22 protein-coding genes are annotated in these 21,543 nt (G+C 70.7%); 20 read left to right on the top strand and 2 right to left on the bottom strand.

What is annotated here, in order from left to right:
- Nucleotides 1-24: 24 nt before the first annotated feature.
- Nucleotides 25-699 carry a YdcF family protein gene (locus ACFV6X_RS09660; RefSeq protein ID WP_385380117.1) on the bottom strand — a complete coding sequence of 225 codons (675 nt, stop codon included), beginning with the start codon at nucleotides 697-699 and terminating at the stop codon, nucleotides 25-27.
- Nucleotides 696-1,490, bottom strand: coding sequence for a GntR family transcriptional regulator (locus ACFV6X_RS09655; RefSeq protein ID WP_385380114.1), 795 nt, complete (start codon nucleotides 1,488-1,490; stop codon nucleotides 696-698). The genes ACFV6X_RS09660 and ACFV6X_RS09655 overlap by 4 nt, the downstream gene beginning before the upstream one ends.
- Before the next feature lie 465 nt (nucleotides 1,491-1,955).
- Between ACFV6X_RS09655 and ACFV6X_RS09650 the strand changes: the two genes are divergently transcribed.
- The 20 genes from ACFV6X_RS09650 (at nucleotide 1,956) to ACFV6X_RS09555 (ending at nucleotide 21,473) form a co-directional block, all read left to right on the top strand.
- The gene (locus tag ACFV6X_RS09650; RefSeq protein WP_385380111.1) at nucleotides 1,956-2,225 is read left to right on the top strand and encodes a DUF6284 family protein; all 270 of its coding nucleotides are present in this window, start codon (nucleotides 1,956-1,958) and stop codon (nucleotides 2,223-2,225) included.
- Nucleotides 2,222-3,076, top strand: a complete 855-nt coding sequence (locus ACFV6X_RS09645; protein WP_385380108.1) for a protein spdB — start codon at nucleotides 2,222-2,224, stop codon at nucleotides 3,074-3,076. The genes ACFV6X_RS09650 and ACFV6X_RS09645 overlap by 4 nt, the downstream gene beginning before the upstream one ends.
- A complete protein-coding gene (locus tag ACFV6X_RS09640) occupies nucleotides 3,073-3,519 on the top strand; it encodes a hypothetical protein (RefSeq protein WP_385380105.1) in 447 nt (148 codons plus the stop codon). Before ACFV6X_RS09645 ends, ACFV6X_RS09640 begins: the two co-directional genes overlap by 4 nt.
- A complete protein-coding gene (locus ACFV6X_RS09635; protein WP_385380102.1) occupies nucleotides 3,440-3,901 on the top strand; it encodes a hypothetical protein in 462 nt (153 codons plus the stop codon). Before ACFV6X_RS09640 ends, ACFV6X_RS09635 begins: the two co-directional genes overlap by 80 nt.
- A gap of 236 nt (nucleotides 3,902-4,137) precedes the next feature.
- Entirely contained in the window at nucleotides 4,138-4,455 is a 318-nt protein-coding gene (locus tag ACFV6X_RS09630; RefSeq protein WP_385380099.1) for a hypothetical protein, read from the top strand.
- A gap of 2 nt (nucleotides 4,456-4,457) precedes the next feature.
- Nucleotides 4,458-4,760, top strand: a complete 303-nt coding sequence (locus ACFV6X_RS09625) for a hypothetical protein (protein WP_385380096.1) — start codon at nucleotides 4,458-4,460, stop codon at nucleotides 4,758-4,760.
- A 101-nt stretch (nucleotides 4,761-4,861) separates the two neighbouring features.
- Nucleotides 4,862-6,988 (top strand): ATP-binding protein, encoded by a 2,127-nt coding sequence (locus ACFV6X_RS09620; RefSeq protein ID WP_385380093.1) that lies wholly within the window; start codon nucleotides 4,862-4,864, stop codon nucleotides 6,986-6,988.
- A gap of 204 nt (nucleotides 6,989-7,192) precedes the next feature.
- On the top strand, nucleotides 7,193-7,657 hold the full coding sequence (locus tag ACFV6X_RS09615; RefSeq protein ID WP_385380090.1) for a hypothetical protein: 465 nt from the start codon (nucleotides 7,193-7,195) through the stop codon (nucleotides 7,655-7,657).
- A 91-nt stretch (nucleotides 7,658-7,748) separates the two neighbouring features.
- Entirely contained in the window at nucleotides 7,749-8,594 is an 846-nt protein-coding gene (locus ACFV6X_RS09610) for a bifunctional DNA primase/polymerase (RefSeq protein ID WP_385380087.1), read from the top strand.
- Nucleotides 8,595-8,596: 2 nt separating this feature from the next.
- The gene (locus tag ACFV6X_RS09605; RefSeq protein ID WP_385380084.1) at nucleotides 8,597-10,072 is read left to right on the top strand and encodes an ATP-binding protein; all 1,476 of its coding nucleotides are present in this window, start codon (nucleotides 8,597-8,599) and stop codon (nucleotides 10,070-10,072) included.
- Between the two features lie 507 nt (nucleotides 10,073-10,579).
- Entirely contained in the window at nucleotides 10,580-10,819 is a 240-nt protein-coding gene (locus ACFV6X_RS09600) for a helix-turn-helix transcriptional regulator (protein WP_385380081.1), read from the top strand.
- Nucleotides 10,820-10,907: 88 nt separating this feature from the next.
- The gene (locus ACFV6X_RS09595; RefSeq protein ID WP_385380078.1) at nucleotides 10,908-12,149 is read left to right on the top strand and encodes a tyrosine-type recombinase/integrase; all 1,242 of its coding nucleotides are present in this window, start codon (nucleotides 10,908-10,910) and stop codon (nucleotides 12,147-12,149) included.
- A gap of 1,065 nt (nucleotides 12,150-13,214) precedes the next feature.
- Nucleotides 13,215-13,457 (top strand): hypothetical protein, encoded by a 243-nt coding sequence (locus ACFV6X_RS09590; RefSeq protein WP_385380075.1) that lies wholly within the window; start codon nucleotides 13,215-13,217, stop codon nucleotides 13,455-13,457.
- 388 nt (nucleotides 13,458-13,845) lie between these two features.
- Entirely contained in the window at nucleotides 13,846-14,400 is a 555-nt protein-coding gene (locus ACFV6X_RS09585) for a DUF2617 family protein (RefSeq protein WP_385380072.1), read from the top strand.
- 166 nt (nucleotides 14,401-14,566) lie between these two features.
- Entirely contained in the window at nucleotides 14,567-16,144 is a 1,578-nt protein-coding gene (locus ACFV6X_RS09580) for a polyamine aminopropyltransferase (RefSeq protein ID WP_385380069.1), read from the top strand.
- 76 nt (nucleotides 16,145-16,220) lie between these two features.
- Complete coding sequence (locus tag ACFV6X_RS09575; RefSeq protein ID WP_385380066.1) at nucleotides 16,221-17,387, top strand: SRPBCC family protein; 1,167 nt, start codon at nucleotides 16,221-16,223, stop codon at nucleotides 17,385-17,387.
- A 49-nt stretch (nucleotides 17,388-17,436) separates the two neighbouring features.
- On the top strand, nucleotides 17,437-18,225 hold the full coding sequence (locus ACFV6X_RS09570) for an aldose 1-epimerase (protein ID WP_385380063.1): 789 nt from the start codon (nucleotides 17,437-17,439) through the stop codon (nucleotides 18,223-18,225).
- Nucleotides 18,226-18,235: 10 nt separating this feature from the next.
- The gene (gene pyrE / locus ACFV6X_RS09565; RefSeq protein WP_385380060.1) at nucleotides 18,236-18,784 is read left to right on the top strand and encodes an orotate phosphoribosyltransferase; all 549 of its coding nucleotides are present in this window, start codon (nucleotides 18,236-18,238) and stop codon (nucleotides 18,782-18,784) included.
- A gap of 135 nt (nucleotides 18,785-18,919) precedes the next feature.
- Nucleotides 18,920-19,951, top strand: a complete 1,032-nt coding sequence (fbaA, locus tag ACFV6X_RS09560) for a class II fructose-bisphosphate aldolase (RefSeq protein ID WP_385380057.1) — start codon at nucleotides 18,920-18,922, stop codon at nucleotides 19,949-19,951.
- Nucleotides 19,952-20,012: 61 nt separating this feature from the next.
- On the top strand, nucleotides 20,013-21,473 hold the full coding sequence (locus ACFV6X_RS09555) for an MFS transporter (RefSeq protein WP_385380054.1): 1,461 nt from the start codon (nucleotides 20,013-20,015) through the stop codon (nucleotides 21,471-21,473).
- Nucleotides 21,474-21,543 lie beyond the last annotated feature (70 nt).

The raw sequence follows: 21,543 nt of genomic DNA, 5'->3' as shown, positions 1-21,543 counted from the left end.
GGCCGAGCTGACTCCCCCTTGGCTTCACGTGCCGGGGCGGGGAGCAACGTCCGCTGGCATGAGTCGGCTAGTGAAGCCTTCGACGCACAGCCGCTCAAAGGCGGCTACAACGGTGTCTGGCACGTCCTGCTCGATGGCAAGACCCAACCTCGGGAAGACGAACACTCGTTGCAGGGCGCCCACGATCATGTCGATCACCATGCGAGCGTCTCCGATGGAGTCGGCGTACTCCTCCAAGCCCATCGGCGTAGACGCGCACACCACTTCGACCTCTGGCCAAAGTTTCCGCATCATGCCGTACGAGCGCCGCTCTTCGTACGGCTTGCTCACGAGCAGGACGGACGAGACCTTGACGTCGGCCTCTTCCAGCACCGCTTTCGTGAACTCGATGTTCTCGCCGGTGTTCGTGGCACGCGGTTCCAGGAGTACCGCGGACTCGGGCACCCCTAGCTGCAACGCCCGCTCTCGGTAGTGCACAGCTTCACCGCGCGGCATGCGCGCCCGGGTCGTGGGGCTGGTGGCCCCCGTGAAGACGATGACCGGCGCCATGCCCTGGTGGTACAGCTCCGCTGCCACGTCAGCCACGTCAAGGTCGTGACTGCCCAGCCCCACTGCCACCGAACACGGCCGTGGGTCATGGTGCATGAAGTGGTAGTCCCACAGGAGTCGAGCATCCGCCCATGCCTGCGCCGAGATCATTCCTGCCCCTTCCTGTCCTGCGCCGAGTCGGGAACCTTGAAGTCGTACTCCCACGCGAAGCGAGAAGCCGCGTGGACGCCCACGGCGAACTCAACCACCGTGCCATCCGCCGTGTACGTGGTCCGGTGCAGCTCGACTACGGGCTCACCGGCGGGGAGCTGTAGGAGCTGCACTTCATCCGCCGTCGGGATTCGGGCGAACAAGGCCTCTCTCATGTGGTCGATCTCGTATCCGGCGTCATAGAGGACCCGGTACCCGCCGCCACGGCCGGCAGGGCCCGGGGTGGGGTCGACGATGCGTGTCCCCGCGACGTGCTCCGGCCTGTAGTAGCTGGTCAGGGCGTGAGTCGGCTGGGTCCCTTCCTTCACCAGTCGGGCGCGTGCGTACACCTCGGAGCCGACTGGGACACCCAGCCCCTCCGCAATGAGGTTGTCTGCCTCGACACGGCTCACGGTCTGCGTCTGCTCGTTGCGCTTGTAGGCGCGTCCCGACGCGACGCGGTCAGCGATGAACGCGACTTCCTCGCCGTCGCGCCATTTCGCCTTGTCGTACCGGGCGATACCCAGCCGCTTGAGCGCAGCGCGCTGACGCACGACGGTGCCATGGCCGCGCGTCGACGTCACAAGGCCCTCAGCCTCCAAGGCCTTATAAGCCTTGTGGACGGTCTCCTTTGAGCCTTCCCCCGCCTCTACTAGCTCTCTGATCTGGGGCAACGGGGCTCCCGGCAGCAAGTGGCCGGTCTTGATCTGCTCCGCGAACCTGTCCGCCAGGTCGCGCCACTTCGGTGCCACGTAGAACTCCTCTCGACGCAACCAGTGAACCACATAGTCCTAGGACTGTTGACAGTCCTAGGACAGCGTGACACTGTCATCTCAAGCCGCTCGCAGTCCTAGGACAGTGAGTTGGAGGGGTCTTCTTTGGGCTGCTTCCAGGCCGTACCGGTTCGGGACAGCTCGCCTCTATTGGCGGGCCCCTTGCCGGTCGTTCCTTGACAACTCAACAGCGTGCTGAGGGAAACCGCCCCACCTCTGCAAGCAAGAGGGCGGCGTGCGTGGGTTCTGACTCCACGTGCGAGTACAGCGCAACTCGACCTTTCCGCAGCTCAAGAGCTGCGGGCCGGTTGCCTCCCCTGCTCGTCTCGCACGAGCAGGGCTGAGGGGAGCCGGATCTACCGACTTCAACGGCAGGTGCCCCCGGTGCTGTAACACCGGGGGCACGGTTCGGGCCGTTCCGCCTGTGAGAGGAACCACGACCCAATGAGCCACATCGTCACTGTTCAGGAAGCTGTTACCGCGTTCGAGCCGTGGATGGAACCCACGGGCACGGAGCTGGATGCGATCGAGCTGGAGATGCCCGTGATCCTCGCGGACGTCGACCTGCTCGACGCGCACATCACCACCCTCGACCGCACCCCGACCGAGCTGGACGCCCGGCGCATCCGCCGGGCCCGCCGTCGGGCGCTCGCCGCGCGGGTGGACCTGGCCAACCGCACCGCCGCCGCGAGCCTGCCCGGGGGTGCGGCTTGAGGGGCAAGACCGTTCTTCCCGCCGTCGCGATGACGGCGGTGTCCATGGTCCTCACCCTGGCCGTGGTCGTGATGTGGCTCGGCACCGCGGTGCCGTGGCCCGTCGCCGTGGTCGTAGGTCTCGGGATCGACGGGGGATGGCTGGCCACCCTCGCCTACGAACGCCGCCTCGCCGCCCAGGGCGACCACAACCGCACAGTCACCGCCGTCGGCTGGTCGTTCGGCCTCATCGCCACCGGCGTCCTGGTCGCGCACGCGCTCGGGGAAGACTCACCCGGCGCGTGGCTGGCCGTCGCCTGGCTCCCGATCGCCGCGAAGGCGCTATGGCTGGTGCACGGGCTGTGGGAGCGCACCGCGCTCACCCCGTCCGCGCTCGGTGCGATCCGAGGCATACAGCAGGAGGCGCGCGATGAGGCGGCCGTGGCCCGCGCCCGGCTGCGGGCGGAAGCGGCCACCGAGGAGACCCGGTTGACGGCCGTGACGCAGGCCGGGGCGCGCGTCGCACGAGTGCAGGCCAGGACCGCGCAGACGCTGTCTGCGGCGTGGTCGACGCTGGAGGCGGCCCGTCGGGGCGAGGACACCGGCAGGGCGCTGACCAGCGTGACGCACCGCGTCGCACCCGAGGTCACGCCCCGCTGGGAGCTCCCGGTGTGGGGGCCGATGGAGTCGGTACCGGCGCTGGAGACGGGGCCCGCTCTCACGGATGACGCGCTCGATGTGCTGGTCGACCAGATCCGGCACAGCGAAGATCCGGCCCTGTCCTACCGCGAGATGGCCAGCCGCTTCCGCGCGAAGGGCCACGCCGCGTCCGAGGTCCGGCTTCGGGCCGCGTGGAAGCGGGTGGTCGCGTGAGCAGCGTCAGCACGACGGATGCGGTGAAGTCGTTCAGTTTCGGCGGGGGCGTGCAGTCCACCGCCGCCCTGGTCCTCGCCGCCACCGGGGAGCTGGACTATCGCACGTTCCTGATGGCGAACGTCGGGGACGACTCCGAGCACCCCGCCACCCTGGCCTACCTGCGCCAGTACGCCATCCCCTACGCGCAAGCGCACGGCCTTGAGCTGGTCGTGTTGGACCGGGTGATGAAGCGCTCGGGTGAGGTCCGCACCCTGTATCAGGACCTCACCCGGGACGGGTCGCGGTCGCTGCAGATCCCGGTGCGGATGTCGAACGGGGCGCCCGGCACCCGCTCCTGCACGGCCCAGTTCAAAATCAAGGTTGTCGGCGACGAACTCAAACGCCGCGGCGCGACCAAGGACGCCCCCGCCACGGTCGGGATCGAACATCAGCCTCGATGAGATCCACCGGGCGAACAAGCGGCGCTGCGAGCCGCACGAGGTCATCGAGTATCCGCTGCTGGAACGCGGGATCCGCCGTATCGACTGCGCCCGCATCATCCGCAACGCCGGGCTGCCGGTGCCGCCCAAGTCCTCGTGCTGGTTCTGCCCGTTCCACCGGCCGGAGACCTGGCACGACATGCGCCGCAACGAGCCGGAGCTGTTCGAGAAGGCGTGTCAGCTCGAAGAACTCCTCAACCGCCGCCGTGACGAACTCGGCAAGGACCACGTGTGGCTGACCCGGTTCAACCGGCCCCTGCGAGCTGCGATCCCGGACGGCGTGGACACCTTGCCGTTCGACGAATGGGACTCCGGCTGTGACTCCGGCTGGTGCATGACCTGACCGGCTAGAGGCCGTCCAGGAACCGCAGGACTGCTGAAAGTACGCCGTACCGCCGGCGGTGTTCCCGGTTGCAGAACCGCCGTCGGCGCCAACGGCTTTGTGGCTGCCGTACGGGCGCTTCGCACCACTTGCACGGCCGCGTCTCGCGCTCTGGTCCCCCGCCCACATCCCCACCGTAGCGGGCCGTTGCCAGGACGCCCTACACACCGATCGTTCACTTCCCGAGGGAGTACCTGATGGGCAACTCCGACATCCGCCGCCTGGACCGTGAGATCCAGGCGACCACGAAGAAGCTGGAAGCCGTGCGGCGGGGCGAGTGGTGGCCGCTGAACGGCAGCGAGCGGCGGGCCATGGCCCGCGCCCTGGCGGGCGGCTCCTACCGTGCCGCGAAGGGCCGCAGCACCGGCCGCGCGGAACAGCAGATGGACACCACCGGTTCGGCCGCGGAGATGCGGCTGAACGCGGAGCTCACCGCCCTGCACGCCGAACGGCAGAGGCTCATCACCGAGGCCGCCCGCGCCAAGGCCGCGAAGAAGTCGTCGGGGTGGTGGTGAGCGTGGACCAGCACCGTTGCCTGTCCGCGCATCCGGAAGACCCCACGCCGTGTGTCGGCCCGGCCGTGGTGACCGTGCTGGACGCGGTCAACGCCGGCGCCGACGGCTGCGAGCACCACGCCGCCCGCCTGCTGGCCTCCCTCGACGGCGGACGCGTCTACGCCCTGCCCCACGCCCCGGAGGGCGCCGCCATCCGTGTCTTCACCGCCGCCGACACCATCCGCCCGTTCTGCTGGGTCGACGGCCCCCGCACTAGGCCGTCGCAGCTCAGCGCTTCCGAGAACCGGACCCGTCAGGGCCGCTGACCCGCCAGGGGCGGTCGCCCCTTCCGCCGACCCGACCGCCCCGGCACCCCCTCTCTTCTTTCGACTCCCGCCCGATCCGGGCAGTCAGGAGTACTCCCCGCATGTCCGAGAACGTCGTTCACCTCCACAAGCCCACCGACCCGCCCGCCGGCACCGCGACCGTGACCACGCTAACCGTGGTCCCCGACCCTGCACCGCCCGCACCCGTACCGCTGTGGGTGCGCTCCGGACGCGCCATCAAGAACGGCGTCACGCACGAGCACACCAAGGCGACCATGCGCGGCATCGCCCGGCACAGCCTCTACACCCTCAACGGCGGGCGGATCGTGGCCCGCCGCACGTGGGACGGCCGGACCGGGTCCCGCTACGAGCGGATGATCCGGGCGGCGGAAGCCGCGGGGAACCTCGAGCTGGCGCAGGAGTGGGAAGAGCGGCTGCAGCGCTTCCGCGCCGCCCGCCACCACCGCCGCATGGACCTCCTGCACTCCCCGGTCGACGCGGCCAAGGGCATCGCCGTCGGCGCCGGGATGAGCGTCGGTGTCCTGGTAGCGCTCGGGGTCGTGATGGCCATCAACACCGGTCACGTCGGCGACGTCATCACGCCCCTGTCGGCGACCATCGACTTCATCGCCCTGTTGATCCGGATCGTGCAGGTCGTGTGGGGCCCGCTCCTCTCGGTCGCCCCGTTCCTCGCCCTGCTGGCCCTGTGGTCGGTCGGCCGCAAGCAGCACGCCGCCCCGAACTGGGCACTGCCCGCCAACGTCCGCTCCGGTGAGGGGGAGCCGATCACGCCGTCCATCGTGGTCAAGGCCCTGCGCGACCTCGGGGTGCCCGCACTGCGTAACGCCATCAAGGAAATGGGCGACGCCGGCGCGTCCATGCTCGGACCGATCCGCATCGCCGGATGCGGCGTCGAAGTCGACGTCACGCTTCCGTCCGGGGTGGCCACGAACGAGGTGCAGAACAAGCGCAGGAAGCTTGCCGAGAACCTGAGCCGCCATGAGCACGAAGTGTTCATCACCATCCCTCAAGCGGCGCGGACGGTGCGGCTGTGGATCGCCGACTCGGGGGCGCTCGATGAGCCGATCGGGCCGTCTCCGCTGGTCACCGATGAGACGCTGACCGCCGACTACGCCAAGGGCCGTGCCCCGTGGGGGCAGGACCTGCGCGGGGATGCGGCGTCGCTGAGCCTGTATCAGCGCCACCTGCTCATCACCGGCTTGTCCAACCAGGGCAAGACGGCTGCTCTGCGCTCGCTGGCTCTGTGGGCGTCGCTGGACAAGCGGGTGGAGTTCCGGATCGCTGACCTCAAGGGCGCCGGGGACTGGGCCATGTTCGACGGGCTGGCCACCGTGCTCATCCAGGGCCCGACCGATGAGCACGTGATCGAGGCGACCGAGATGGTCGAGGGCCTGGTGGATGAGATGAACCGCCGCATCGCGGAACGCCAGGCCGACCCCACCGTGGTGTTCGATCCGCTCATCGGCATCGTGGACGAGGCGCAGGTGGCGTTCATGTGCCCGGCCGTGGATGACGAGAAGCGCCCCTACGGCGGCTCGAAGGCCATCTCCCGGTACTTCATGGCCGTGCGCAAGGTCCACAACCAGGGCCGTGTGGTCGACGTGCTCATGTACGAGGGGACGCAGGACCCCACCGACCAAAACCTTCCCAAGCTCGTCCGGGAAGGCGCCCACACCCGCGCCTCACTCGCGCTGGGCACCGAAGCGCAGGCCGTCATGGCGCTGGGGGAGAAGGCCGTCAACGGCGGCGCCGCCCCGCACCTGCTGCGTCAGGGCCTGGACAAGGGAACCCTGGTCGTCGCCTCCGACGGCATCGAGATCCCCAAGGGCCAGTCGTCCATCACCGTGCGCACGCACTTCATCGGCGACGAGGACGCTCAGGCCATCACCGACCGCGCCAAAGCCCTGCGCAGCGGCGTCACCACCCTGCACGCCGTGAAGCGGGACGAGCAGCGTGACCCGCTCGCCGACATCCTCACCGTCCTCGGTGACGAGAAGCGGGTGTTCACGCAGGACGTCATCAAGCGGCTGTCCGTGCTCAGCGAGGACGCCTACGGACGCTGGTCGTTCGGTGACCTCACCCGCGTCCTGGACGCCCACGGCGTGGAAGCGAAGAAGTCGCACGGCCGCATGGTCGTCCGCTCTGAGGACGTCGTCCGGGCCGTCGCCGACCGCGACGGGGACGGTTCCGCTTCCGCCTCCCAGTAGCGGGGAGGCAAGCCGCCCCGGTCCGGGGAGGCGGGGAGAACTCCCCAACAGCCTCCCCGGACCGCCTCCCCCGCCTTGATCAGCGAAATCACCCCTTCGGGGAGGCGGCGAGGCATGCAGGTCAGACCCCCGAGAACCCCCTCCACAGCACCCCCGGCAGGGGGTATCCCTGCCTCCCCGACCCAGCACCGGAAGGGATTCCGCATGTACCCCCGCCACACCCCGCACGCGCCCGCACAGCGAGCCGTGGAAGTCCACCAGCCCACCCCGATCGCCCCCGCCGCCGTGCGACCGGCGCCGCTCGCGTCCGTCCAGCCGGGCACGGTTCCGGCGGTCGCGAGCGTGGTCCTGCCCGACGGACGGGTCGTCACCGGCTACGCCATACACCCCGCGCAGCCGGAACCGGTCGCCGCGAAGCCTGCCGTCTCCCGCGGGGCGGTGAACGTCGCCCTCGGGGGCGTCGGGTTCCTCGCCGTGTGCGGCGGACTGCTGCTGCTCACCACGTTCATCACCGCGCTCACCGCGCTGATCACCCAGCTCATCACGCTGGCCGCGGTCATCTTCGGCGGCTGGATCGCCGTGCAGATCTTCGGCGCAAGCCGTCACGCCGGCGGGACCACGGTCAACATCCGCAAGGCCGTCATCAAACGCAACCGCTTCTACCAGTAGCTACGCCAAGGGCGACCCCTTCGCCTCGCCAAAGCCGCGGGGTCGCCCATGCCCAACCAGACCCACTCAGATCTGTTGGAGGTCTTCCAGCATGACGCAACTCACGCCCTATCCACAGCACACGGCGCTGAGTCTCGCGGCGTCCGGCGTGCCCGTGCTGCCCCTGCGCCGGGGGAAGGTGCCGTTTGGCAACTGCCCGGTGTGCGCGGACAACGCGTGCGGCGGTCGGCCGAACATGAAATCCCCGGGCCCGTGCCGCTGCCCCCGCGTCTGCCACGCCTGGGCCGCCGCCACCACCGACCCGGCCGTCATCGTCTCGCCCGCATGGGCGGCGGCATGGCGGCGGGCGGTGTGCGTTGGCTACCACCCCGGCGGCGCCGGGCTGACCGTGGTCGACCTGGACGACGCGGACGCCATCGCCTGGGCCCGCACCGCCCTACCCGCCACGCGGACCGTGCCGACGACGCGCGGTGAGCACTGGATCTACCGGGGCGCCATGACGTCACGGAACGCGGTCCGCCCCGGCGTGGACATCAAGTCGACCATGGCCTATGCCCGCTACCTCGGGCCCGGCACCGGCGCCATGGCCGACCTGCCGGACGCCGTGCGCGCGCTGGCCGTCAAAGAGCCCTCCCCGGCCCGGCCGGCGTCCGTCGCCGTGCCCACGGGGGCCCGCGGGGGAGAGTGCCGACACCGCACGCCCGCGTTCCTGGAACGGGGCGTCGCGATGGCCGTGCAGCGCATCACGGAGGCGTCCAGCGCTGTCCACGCGACCGTGTACCGGACGTTCCTCGCCGTGCTGTCCACGCACGGCCGGTGCGGCTGCCTCACCAACGCCCACGTCGCCCGTCTGTTCACCGCCGCGCAGGCCAAGGGGGAGACGGCCCGGCACTGCACGGACGCGTGGACCAACGCCCGCACCACGTTGGGACTGTGACCATGTCCGACGACGAAAAGACCCCCGCTCGCGAGATCATCACCGACTACGCGCAAGCGCACTTCCGGTACTTCCGCACCGCCGACGGCACCGTGTATGCCCAGAAGAAGGGCCACCCCGTGGCCCGCCCGATCCGCTCGCAGGGCACCACCGGCAGCCACCGGCAGGAACTCATGGTCGGACTGTTCAGGGACGGCATCGGCGTGTTCAACGGCACCTCTATGAAGGAAGCGCTCGACCTGATCGAAGCGTTGGCGCTGACCGAGGACGTGCAGCCCGTGCACATCCGCGTCGCCCCCGGATTCGACGGGGCCACGTGGCTGGACCTCGGGCGCAGCGACGGGCAGTCCGTGCGCATCCACCCCACCGGCTGGGAGATCCGCACCCCCGACCCGCGCGAGGTGTGCTGGCGGCGTACCCAGCTCACAGGGGAGCTGCCCCTGCCGGTGAAGGACACCGACGGCAAGGGCATCGACCTGTTGATGCGGCTGTGCAACTTCGCCACTGCGGAGACGGAGTGCCTGGCCATCGCCTGGCTCATCGGCTGCCTCGGACCGACCGTGCCTGTCCCGGCCCCGTTCCTCACCGGGCCGCAGGGCGCCGGGAAGTCCACCGGTGGGCGCATGCTCGTGCGGATCATCGAGGGCATGAGCGGTGACCTGCGCCGGGCCCCGAAGGATGAGGAGAACCTGACCACGGCCGTGGCCGCCGGCTGGGTTACGGCCCTGGACAACCTCTCCCACATGACGCCGGATCTCTCCGACGCAATGTGCCGCATCGTCACCGGGGCCGAGGACGTCAAGCGGGCCCTGTTCACCGACGGGGACGTCTTTCGCATCGGCTACCGCCGCCCCCTGCTCCTGACCGGCATCGACGTCGGCGTGATCCGGCCCGACCTTGCAGAACGGCTCCTGCCGCTGCGCCTGGAACGGCCGCGCGTCCGTCGCACCGAGGCGGAACTGTGGTCGGACTTCGCCGAGGTGCTGCCCGTCATCCTCGGCTCGCTCCTGGACCTCACTGTGCAGGTACGGGCAGCCGATGCGGACATCCCGACGGACCTGCGCATGGCCGACTTCGCGCACCTGTGCGCGCAGCTCGACGCGGCCACCAGTCTGGGAGCTCTCGCCGCCTACCGGGCCAGCCTGGACGACCTCAACGACGACGTCATCGAGGGCGACCTGTTGGCACAGACCGTGCTCAAGCACGCCGCCGGCGTCGACCCGGGCACCGAGCAGCGGATGACGTCTGCCGAATGGCTGCACTGCCTCACAGGCCTCTACACGGGCGAGGACTTCCGCCTCCTGCCCAAAGGGTGGCCGACCACCGGCAAGGTGCTCTCAGACCGCCTCAAGCGCCTTCAGCCCACCCTCGCGGCCCGAGGCGTCCTCATCGACTGGGGACGCACGAACACATCCCGCTACATCGAGATCGCGCGGCCGGCCGCCCCGCCCCCGCACGAGCAGGCAGCGGCCTTCTGACCGCAGGGCACCACGACCGCCCGCACAAGCAAGAGGAGCACCCGCCGCCAGCGTGCTCCTCTTGCTGTTCGGCGGCACCGCCGCCCTGCAAGGGTCGCGCCGCGAAGCGGCTCCTTCTTCACGTCCTGAGCCGCGCACCACAACAGACACCACCCCCTCATTTGTCCTAAATAGGAAGACGCTGCGTCACCTGCGTCACCCACGCCCCGAAAACGGCCGGTGACCTGCCGAAAGACCGGTGACGCAGACAGCCGAATCCTGCGTCACCCCGCGTCACCTGCGTCACCGGATGACGGAGGCCTGCGTCACCGGTGACGCACCCCCACCGTGCTGCGTCACCGCGAATCCGCAGGTCAGAGCGGCGAGTGACGCAGATGACGCAGGTGACGCAGAAATCCGCACCTCGGACAGACGGAGGCTTCCGGCGCCTGCACGCAACCCACGGCACAGAACCCACCGCAGGACACCTCACACAACCCCGCGACGGACATGAGGAGTCACCAGACCATGGCCACCGAAGAGCCGACCGACCCGCGCGCCCTCCTGCGCGGAGGCCTCCCGGACCGTTACCTCACCCCTGAAGACCTAGTCACCATGTTCAGCCTCCCGAGCGTCGAGACCGTCTACCAGTGGCGACGCAAGCGCATCGGCCCGACCGGCTTCCGAGTCGGACGCTACCTCCGCTTCAACCCCGCCGCCGTGCAGGCGTGGGAGGCCGAACAGGTCGCCCTCGAAGACGCGGCCTGAGCCAGCCGCACTCCACACCACCCAACTCCCCGGGGAGGGCCACGCCGTGGCCCTCCCCGTCCCATGCTCCGAAGGGACCACGCCCCACATGGCAGGCCACATCCAAGACCGCTGGTTCAAGACCGAGACCACCCCGGAAGGCAAGACCGTCCGGGTCAAGAGCGACCGCCACGGCTCCGGCCTGCGTTATCGGGCCCGATACGTGGGCCCCGACGGCACCGAGAAGTCGAAGAGCTTCCCGGACGGCAAGAAGCGGCTCGCTGAGAAGTGGCTCAGCGCCATCGAGACGGACATGACGCGCGGTCAGTACACCGACCCCAAGTCCATGCAGATCACATTCCGGCACTACGCCGAGAAGTGGTTGGACACCAAGACACCCAGCCCGATGACCCGGAAGGAACTCGGCCGGCGCCTGCGGTTGCACGTCTACCCGGTGCTCGGCTCCCGTCCGATCGGGACCTTCCGGCCGGAGCACATCAGGGAGTTCGTGGCCGCCCTGGAGGCGAAGCCCGGCATCGGGCCGTCCTACGCCCGGAACATCTTCGCCGACGTTCAGTCGGTCCTCTCTGCCGCTGTCGACGACACGTTGTTGTCGCGCAACCCGTGCGGAGCCCGGACCGTACGGCGCCCCAAGCCTGACCCGCATCCCGTAGTCCCGTGGGTGCCCGACCAGGTGTTCGCTGTTCGCGCGGCCCTTCTGCATCGGTACCAAGCGATGGTCAACGTCGGGGCCGGATGCGGCCTGCGCCAGGGCGAGGTGTTCGGGCTAGCCGAGGACGCCATCGACACCGACGGATGCACGCTTCACGTGGTTCGGCAGATCAAGCATGTGGAAGGGCACCCGGTGTTCGCCCTCCCCAAGGGTGGCAAGAAGCGGGACGTGCCGCTACCAGGCTCCGTGGCGGAAGCCCTCCGGGCGCATATGGACGCCTTCAAGCCGATGGCGATCACGTTGCCGTGGGACGTGCCGGAAGGGCCGGAGGTGTCCGCCCGGCTGATCTTCACGGCGGAGCAAGGGGGTCTGGTGTGGCGCAGCAACTTCAACGGCAAGGAGTGGAAGCCCGCTCTCGCGGCCGCGGGGCTGATTCCCGAAGCGGGAAGTGACGGCAAGTTCGAGTCGGCGCGAGAGCACGGCATGCACGCCCTCAGGCACTTCTATGCCTCAGCGCTGCTGGACGCGGGTGAGAACATCAAGGCGCTCAGCGAGTACATGGGACATGCTGATCCTGGGCTGACGCTACGGGTGTATGCCCACCTAATGCCCGATAGTCGCGATCGCACCCGTCTTGCTATCGACTCAATGTTTCAGCGTGGCTCCGACGGATCTTGAGGCGGCTCATCGCGGAGGTCCCCAAGCCAAGCCAAGATGCGTAGCCCGGTGGCACACCATCTGGCGAACCCTGGCGAACCGTGGCGAATAGTCGCCCGCTACCCGCGCCCCAGGTAGGTTGCGAGGACGGCTCCTGCCTCCGCAAAGCTCCCTGGATCGACTTGATCGGGGATCAACTCAGTCGCTAATGCGCTCGGTTGGAAGTAACGAAAGACAGGAGCTGGCACGATGGGGCGACCCAAGAAGAGGATGCGCCGCCGACGTCCGAAGAGGGATTGGGTTGAGTTGGCGGTGGTGACCCTCGCTGCGGTCACCGCCATCGCGGGGTGCGCTGAACGGTTCCTTCACTGATCTAGTGGAGGGACGGGTGCTCCGGCCGATAGGACGGGTGTAAGTGAGCCCGGCCGGGATCTAGTCGGCCGGGCTCACAACGCCCCGCGCGCGAGGTCTGGCTCCGGGTGGATCCGGGGCCAGGCACTCGTGGATCACGCGGGAGTCTTGGGTAATTAACGGCACGCAGCGTCTGTCCGAGAACCCGTGACGGTTGCTCCGGATAGCACCTCGATAGTACAACCGCCCTGCCTGCAAATACCCCTGCTGATGCACGTTATTGCAGGTCAGAGGGGTGGCGCAAAGGCATGGCGGTCAGTGGCGAAGGTAGGCGAATGTTTTCGGCGTTGACCGTTTGTGCAGGTCAGCGCGTTGCAGGGGTGGCGCAAAGTATTGCGGAGGGGTAGCGAAAGGTGGCGAAATCCAGGGCCGTGTACTCATTGCTGGCTGACCCTCGGTCGGTATTGCTGGCTGGCCCTGACCTGTAATGCGGTTTTGGCAATGCCGACCTGGCCCCTTACCGAGGAAGATCACGGCCCACAGACGGCCCAGTGGGTCCCGGACGGCCCCTGACCAGCCCATCTGTGCAGGTCAGGGGCCGTTACCCCGTGAGAAGGCTCTGAAGTTCCTCAACTCTGCTTTGGGCCGGGCGGTGGCCGGGCATCCCCTCGGCACGCAAGAGAACGAGGCGCCCACGGGGGGCCGCTTCGGGGGAAACGGAAGGAGGGTGACGCCATGGTCTTCGGCATCATCCTGGCGCTCTTCATCGCTTTCGTGCTCGTGGGCATCGTGGCCTCGGCCCGCAGCGGCCGCAGGACGGTGGGCAACCGGTCCGGACGACGCAGCGGTGCGTCCGACGGCGGCGGCAGCTGGTGGGCCGGCGGCGGAGACGGCGGGTCGGGCGACTCCGGGGGCGGAAGTTCCTGCGGGGGTGGCTCGTCCTGCGGAGGCGGCGGCGGATGCGGGGGAGGCAGCTGACACGGGGCAGCTGAGCTCCGGCAGGGGGAACCGCATCCCTGCCGCGCGGCGCCCGCCGGGCCGCGGTCCGGCGGGCGCCGTCCGTGCGCCGGTCCGGCGCGGTTCGCGCTCCCTCCGGCGTACGCCGAGCTCGCTCAGTCGTACGCCCTGGTTGAACAGTTGAGCTGAGGAGCCCTCTGAGGGATGGAAACCCCACGAAGTTGGGTAAAAACGCTGTGGGGTCGCCACAGTTCATGATTCCCTCTACATCACCAACGCGGCCCTCGGACGTCCTGCGGACCCCGCCACCGACCGGGCTCCTGACAGGGCCGCCGGGCCGATCTCCCGGTGTCGACCGGGGTGCGCCGGACCCACCCCGCCTTTCTTTGCGTGCTAGCGGAGCCGACCCATGCTCACGACCCTGAACACCTCCTACACCGACACGCGCGCGGCCGACCTCGCCTGGGCGCTGGGCCGTGAACCACTGCCCGCCCTCGCCACCCTCGACCTCGAACTGGGCGAGGCCAAACTCCAGTTGCGCCTGCTCGGCGCGTCCCACCAGGTGCTCCTGGAGGAGGAGCGGAGCAGTTGCTCGGAGACGGTGGCGTGCATCGCGGGCAGCAGCACACCGCTGCCGCTCGGCGTCGCCAAGCGGGTGGGGGACTGGGAGTACGAGTTCGCCGCGCGCGTCGAGGCACTGTCACCCGGCTCCTTCGCGGGCCGCGCCCAGGAGTTGCTGGCCCTCGTCTCCGACCACCCCCACGGCCTGGTCGGCGTCTTCCCCGGCAGCCCGCACGCCTTCACGGCCCTGCTCGCCCAGCACCACGAGGGCCAGGTCCACTGGCGCACGTGGCACGCCTATCCCCAGGACGGGCAACTGGTCGCGACGCGGACGCGGGTGGGAGTCCGGGCGACGGGGGGCCGTCGACGCCGGGCTCCCGCCGCGACCCTGTCCGGCGACTGAGGACAAGGCCGTCCGAGTCGAAAGCGGGGGCCTGGCATGCCGAAGGCGGGGGCCCGGGGGCACAACCCCCGGCGACGCCCGCTCAAACGTCCCGGCCCTCGACAGCGCACGGTTCCACACGTGTGGGTGACGAATACCTCCGCACCTGTGACGTAACGTCGCAGTTGTGATCGACCCGCACGCGCCGGCCCCACCCGGCACCCCGCCCGCCTGGCGCGCCCCCGCGCGGATCCCCGTGCGGCAGGCGACCGGACGGTTCCTGGTCCTCGCGGGCGTGTTCGTCTGCGCGGCCTGCGGACTGGTGTACGAACTCGAACTGGTCGCCCTCGCCTCGTACTTGATCGGCGACTCGGTCACCCAGGCCTCCGTCGTGCTGTCCGTCATGGTCTTCGCCATGGGTATCGGCTCGCTCGCCGCCAAGCGGCTGCGCCGCCACGCCGCCGCCGGGTTCGGCGCCGTCGAGGCGACCCTCGCCCTGGTCGGCGGGTGCAGCGCGATGGCCCTGTACGCGGTCTTCGCTTGGACCGGCGACTGGGGCGGCCTGTGGGCCGACGGCCCCCGCTGGCTCCTGGTCGCCTTCTCCCTCGGCATCGGACTGCTGATCGGCGCGGAGATCCCCCTGCTGATGGAGCTGATCCAGCGCGTCCGCCGCCAGGACGCGGGCGGCGCGGTGGCCGACCTCTTCGCCGCGGACTACGTCGGCGCCCTGGTCGGCGGCCTCGCCTTCCCCTTCCTTCTGCTGCCGTTCCTGGGCCAGTTGACCGGCGCGCTGCTCACCGGCGCGGTCAACGTCGTCGCCGGCGGCTGCCTGGTGCTCGGTCTGTTCCGGCGCGATCTGACGTGCCGTGCCCGCTGGCTGCTGATCGTCACCAACGTCGCCGTCCTCGGCGTCCTCGCCTCGGCCGCCGTCCTCGTCGACGACTTCGAACGCGCCGCCCGCACCGCCGTGTACGGCCGGGACGTACGCGTGGCGCTGCAGACGGACGTCCAGGAGATCGTCCTGACCGGCGGCACCGAGGGCCGGCCCCTCGACCTCTTCATCGACGGCCGGCTGCGCGTCAGCGGGCGCGACGAACGCCGGTACCACGAAGCGCTGGTGCGCCCCGCGATGAACGGCACGCACGCGCGCGTGCTCATCCTCGGGGGCGGCGACGGACTGGCCGCCCGTGAGGTGCTGCGCCACCCGGGCGTACGCCACGTCGACCTCGTGGAACTCGACGCGGAGGTCGTGGAGTTGGCGGACCGGGATCCGGCACTTTCCGACCTCAACGACCACGCCTACGACGACCCGCGCGTCCACGTCACCACGGCGGACGCGTTCGGCTGGCTGCGGAGTGCGCCGACCGCCGCGTACGACGTGGTGATCGCGGATCTGCCCGACCCGGGCATCACGGACAGCACCAAGCTGTACTCCCAGGAGTTCTACGGTCTCGCCCGGCGCGTGCTGGCGGACGGTGGCCGGCTGTCCGTGCACGCGGGCCCGGTCCGCTCCCGCCCGGAGGCGTTCTGGACGGTCGAGACGACGATGCGCGCGGCGGGCCTGCACACGGCCCCGCACCGGGTGTCCGTTCAGGACTCCGCGTCCACCGCCGACCGCGCCCCGGGCCTGGCCCGCACCCCGCACGACTGGGGCTTCGTCCTGGCCGCCACCGGCGGCACACCGTCCCTGGGCACGGCCGGTCACGTCCCGGCGCCCCGGATGACGGGGCTGCCGGCGTCCACGCTGGTCCATCCGAGGTACTGAGGGCATCGGAGAGATACCGAGCGAGTTGCCGTCGAGGGGAGCGTACTTTCGGTCACCCCGGGTAGGCTCCGTCGGCATGGAGCATGAGGTGTTCGTTCCGGTTCCCCCCGCCCTGCTGGGCGCGGCGCTGGCCGACCCGGCCCGGGTCGCCCGGGCCGTTCCCGGGCTCCAGCAGGAGGCGGGTGCCGAGCCCGTCGCCGGGCGGCTCAAGGTACGGGTCGGCAGCCACTCCATCACCTACCGGGGCACCGTACGCGTCACCCCGCAGGACGACGGTTCGTACGCCGTCGAGGGCGACGCCACCGAGACCCGCGGCACCGGCGCGGTCAAGCTCGCGCTCACCGTCCGCCTCCGCGACACCGACGGCGGCACCACCCTCACCGTCCAGGGCAGCGCCTCGGCCGACGGCCGTATCACCGAGCTGTCCGTGGACACGGTCCACTCCGCGGTGACCCGCCTGCTCGACCGCACGGCGGAGAAGCTGGCCACCGACGCCGGGCAGGAGCGGGAGGAAGCGCCGCAGATGCCCGCCGGGAAGCAGGCGCCCGCCGAGGAACGGCAGGGGCACGACGCGGCGGAGGCCGCGGCCGGGCAGCGGCAGGGGTCGCCGGAGGTGCCCGCCGAGGAGCGGCAGGCGGAAAACGCGGCAGGGGCCACCGCCGGGCAGCAGCAGGACGACGCGCCCGAGGCGCCCACCGGGCGGCAGGGCGCTGCGGAGGCGCCCACCGGGCACCCGCAGGAGGTGCCCCAGGCGCCCGCCGGGCAGCCGCAGGACGACGCGCCCGAGGCGCCCGCCGGGCAGCCGCAGGACGACGTGCCCGAGGCGCCCGCGGGGCAGCCGCAGGACGACGTGCCCGAGGCGCCCGCGGGGCAGCCGCAGGACGTGCCAGAGGCGCCCGCCGAGGAGGCGCCCTCCGTCTTCGGTACCGAGGTCCCACCCCCGTCCCTCGACCGCTCCGCCGACGACCCCGACCTCGCGGACAGCGACGCCGACGCCGACGCCGGCTCCCAGGGCTCCGCCAACGCCCCCGAGCCCCCCGCCGAGGCCGCGCACGCGCGCCGCACGATGATCGGCCGCAGCGCGGAGGAGGTCGACCACGCGCCGCCCCGCGGCCGCTACGCCCCCGTCCCGGCCCCCCAGACCGTCGTCCAGAACCCCACCCTGCGCTGGGCGGCCCCCGCCGCGGCGCTGGTCGTGGCGGGCGCCATCGTCCTGGGCCGCGCCCTGCGCCGCCGCCAGTGAGCGACGGCGACCGGACAGGCCCTCTTGATCCCCCAGTTAGGGTCGTCCCGTGAGTAACGAACCCATCACGCTGACCGCGGGCGACGCGGAACTGACCGTGCGGCCGGACAACGGCGGCCGTGTCGCGGGACTCCGCGTCGGCGGCACCGAACTCCTGCGCCAGGGCGACCGATTCGGCTGTTTCCCGATGGTCCCCTGGTGCGGCCGGATCCGCGACGGCCGGTTCCACAACGGCGCCGTCGTGCACCAGCTGCCCCTCAACGCCCCGCCGCACGCCATCCACGGCACCGCCCGCGACGGCGCCTGGAACCCCGCCCGTGTCACGGCCGACGAGGCGGTGCTGACGTACGACCTGGTGGACCCCTGGCCCTACCCCGGGCGTGTCACCCACGTCATCGGCCTCACGCCGGACGCCCTGACGCTGACCATGGCCGTCGAGACCTACCAGGACTCCTTCCCGGCGCAGATCGGCTGGCACCCGTGGTTCAACCGGAACCTCGGCGGGGCCGACGCCCAGCTCGACTTCGCCCCCGCCTGGCAGGAGGAGCGCGGCGACGACCACCTCCCCACCGGCAACCGCCTCGACCCCGAGCCCGGCCCCTGGGACGACTGCTTCGGCATGCCCGGTGGAGTCGACGTCACCGTCACCTGGCCGGGACAGCTGGAGCTGAAGGTCACCAGCCCGGAGGAGTGGGTCGTGGTCTACGACGAGCAGGAGGCCGCCGTCTGCGTGGAGCCGCAGACCGGGCCGCCCAACGGGCTCAACACCCTCCCGCGCCTGGTCACCCCCCTGGAGCCGCTGGAGGCCACGACGACCTGGCGCTGGACGCGGCTCTAAGCTGGGCTGCATGACGGACGTACGTGACGCGCTGCTGCAGCAGATCAAGGACAAGGCCGTGGTGCACGGCAAGGTGACCCTCTCCTCGGGCCTGGAGGCGGACTACTACGTCGACCTGCGCCGCGTCACGCTCGACGGCGAGGCCGCCCCGCTGGTCGGCCAGGTGCTGCTCGACCTGACCGCCGACCTGGAGTTCGACGCCGTCGGCGGGCTCACCATGGGCGCCGACCCGGTCGCCGCCGCGATGCTGCACGCCGCCGGCGCGCGCGGCCGCGGGCTGGACGCGTTCGTCGTCCGCAAGACCGCGAAGGCGCACGGCCTGCAGCGGCGGGTCGAGGGGCCGGACATCGCGGGCCGCCGCGTGCTGGTCGTCGAGGACACCTCCACCACCGGCGGCTCCCCGCTCACCGCCGTCGAGGCGGTGCGCGAGGCCGGCGCCGAGGTGGTCGCCGTCGCGACGATCGTCGACCGGGCGACCGGCGCCGCCGAGAAGATCGAGGAGGGCGCCGGGGTGCCCTACCTGTACGCGTACTCGAAGGACGAGCTGGGACTGGACTGAGCCACCCCTGCCGGGGGCCCTCGGAGCATCCCGTCCCGTCTGGAAAGATGGGGCCGACGATGACGTCGCACCCCAGGTCTAGGTCAGGGCCGTAAGTACGCAGAACGCCAACCCGCACATACAAGGAGCGGACAGATGCCCATCGCAACCCCCGAGGTCTACAACGAGATGCTCGACCGGGCGAAGGCAGGCAAGTTCGCCTACCCGGCCATCAACGTCACCTCGTCCCAGACCCTGCACGCGGCTCTGCGTGGCTTCGCCGAGGCCGAGAGCGACGGCATCATCCAGATCTCGACGGGCGGTGCCGAGTTCCTGGGCGGCCAGCACAACAAGGACATGGTCACCGGCGCGGTCGCCCTGGCCGAGTTCGCGCACATCGTCGCCCAGAAGTACGACGTGACCATCGCCCTGCACACGGACCACTGCCCGAAGGACAAGCTCGACGGGTACGTCCGTCCGCTGATCGCGGTCTCCGAGGAGCGCGTCGCCCGCGGCGAGAACCCGCTCTTCCAGTCGCACATGTGGGACGGCTCCGCCGAGACCCTGGCCGACAACCTGGCCATCGGCCAGGAACTGCTCGCCCGCGCCGCCGCCGCGAAGATCATCCTTGAGGTGGAGATCACGCCGACCGGGGGCGAGGAGGACGGCGTCACGCACGAGATCAACGACAAGCTGTACACCACGGTCGACGACGCGATCCGTACGGCCGAGGCGCTGGGCCTGGGCGAGAAGGGCCGCTACCTGCTCGCCGCGTCCTTCGGCAACGTGCACGGCGTGTACAAGCCGGGCAACGTCGTCCTCCGCCCCGACCTGCTGAAGGAGCTCAACGAGGGCGTCGCCGCCAAGTACGGCCGTCCCGCCGACGCCAAGGTCTTCGACTTCGTCTTCCACGGCGGCTCCGGCTCCACCGAGCAGGAGATCCAGACCGCGCTGGAGAACGGCGTCGTCAAGATGAACATCGACACCGACACGCAGTACGCCTTCACGCGTCCGGTCGTCGACCACATGTTCAAGAACTACGACGGCGTCCTCAAGGTCAACGGCGAGGTCGGTTCGAAGAAGACCTACGACCCGCGGACCTGGGGCAAGCTCGCCGAGGCGGGCATGGCTTCGCGCGTCACCGAGGCCTGCCGGCACCTGCGTTCGGCCGGTACGAAGCTGAAGTAGTACCCGGATGTCCCCCTCGGGCCCGGCGCGACAGCGCCGGGCCCGCTGTATACCTGGGAACATGCCTGATGTCCGGCTGTCCTCGTCCCAGGGCAAGTGGATCCTGCTCACCACCGTGCTCGGCTCCAGCATGGCCCTGCTGGACTCGACCGTCGTCAACGTGGCCCTGCCCCATATCGGCGCCGACCTGAACGCCGACCTGGCGGCGCTCCAGTGGACGGTCAACGCGTACATGCTCACGCTGGCGGGGCTGATCCTGCTGGGCGGCTCGCTGGGGGACACCTACGGCCGCCGGAAGATCTTCGTCATCGGCGTCGTGTGGTTCGCGGCGGCCTCGCTGCTGTGCGGGTTCGCGCCCGACTCGGGGGTGCTGATCGCCGCGCGGGCCCTTCAGGGCATCGGCGGAGCGCTGCTCACGCCGGGCTCGCTGGCCCTCATCCAGGCGTCCTTCCACGCCGACGACCGGGCGCGGGCGGTCGGCCTGTGGTCCGGCTTCGGCGGGATCGGCGCCGCCGTCGGGCCCTTCCTCGGCGGCTGGCTGGTGGACGGCCCCGGCTGGCGCTGGATCTTCCTGCTCAACGTCCCGCTCGCCCTGGTGTGCGTTCCGGTGGCCCTGCGGCACGTCCCGGAGTCCGCCGACGGCCGCAAGCACGGCCGTTTCGACGTGCTCGGCGCGGTGCTGGTCGCCATGTCGCTGGCACTGGTGACGTACGCCCTGATCGAGGCCACGGAGGGCTCCCTCGTGGTCGCCCTGACGGCGATCGCCGGTGTGGCGGCGGGCGTCGCCTTCGTGTACCTGGAGAAGCACCGGCCCGATCCGATGATGCCGCTCGACATCTTCTCGTCGCGGCAGTTCACCGCCGTCAACCTGGTCACGCTGTGCGTGTACGCGGCCTTCGGCGGCTTCTTCTTCCTCGCCGCGCTCCAGCTCCAGGTGGTCTCCGGCTACTCGGCCCTGGCCGCGGGTACGGCCCTGCTGCCGACCACGGCCCTGATGCTGTTGTTCTCCGCCCGCTCCGGAGCGCTGGGGGAGCGCATCGGCCCGCGCATCCCGCTCACCGTGGGGCCACTGCTGGCCGGGACGGGAATGCTGCTGATGCTGCGGGTGGGCGAGGACGCCTCGTACCTGCGCGACATCCTGCCGGCGCTGCTGGTGCTGGGCCTGGGCATGGTCACCCTGGTCGCCCCGCTCACCGCCACGGTCCTCGCCTCCGTCGACACGGCCCGGGCCGGTCTGGCCAGCGGCATCAACAACGCGGCGGCGCGGGCGGCGGGCCTGGTGGCGGTCGCCGCGCTGCCCCTGGTGGCCGGGATGGGCCCGGAGGCCTACCGCTCACCGGCCGCTTTCGACGCGGCGTTCGGCCGGGCCATGGTGGTCTGCGCCGCGATCCTGCTGGTCGGCTCGTTCCTCGCCTTCACCTACGTCCGCCACCCGGCCCCGGGCTGCGAACGCCCCGAATGCCGCACGCACGGCAACGTGCTGTCCCCGCCGCTGGAGAGGCCGGGGCCGGCGGAGGTGTAGCACGGGGGAGCGGGGCGGGCCCGGCGGAGGTGTGGCGCGGGGGAGCGGGGCAGGGCAGGACGGCAGCCGC

Source organism: Streptomyces sp. NPDC059861, assembly GCF_042731435.1.
GTDB lineage: Bacteria > Actinomycetota > Actinomycetes > Streptomycetales > Streptomycetaceae > Streptomyces.
The sequence above is the reverse complement of the archived record's forward strand: the minus strand, read 5'-3'. Positions and strand labels throughout refer to the sequence as shown.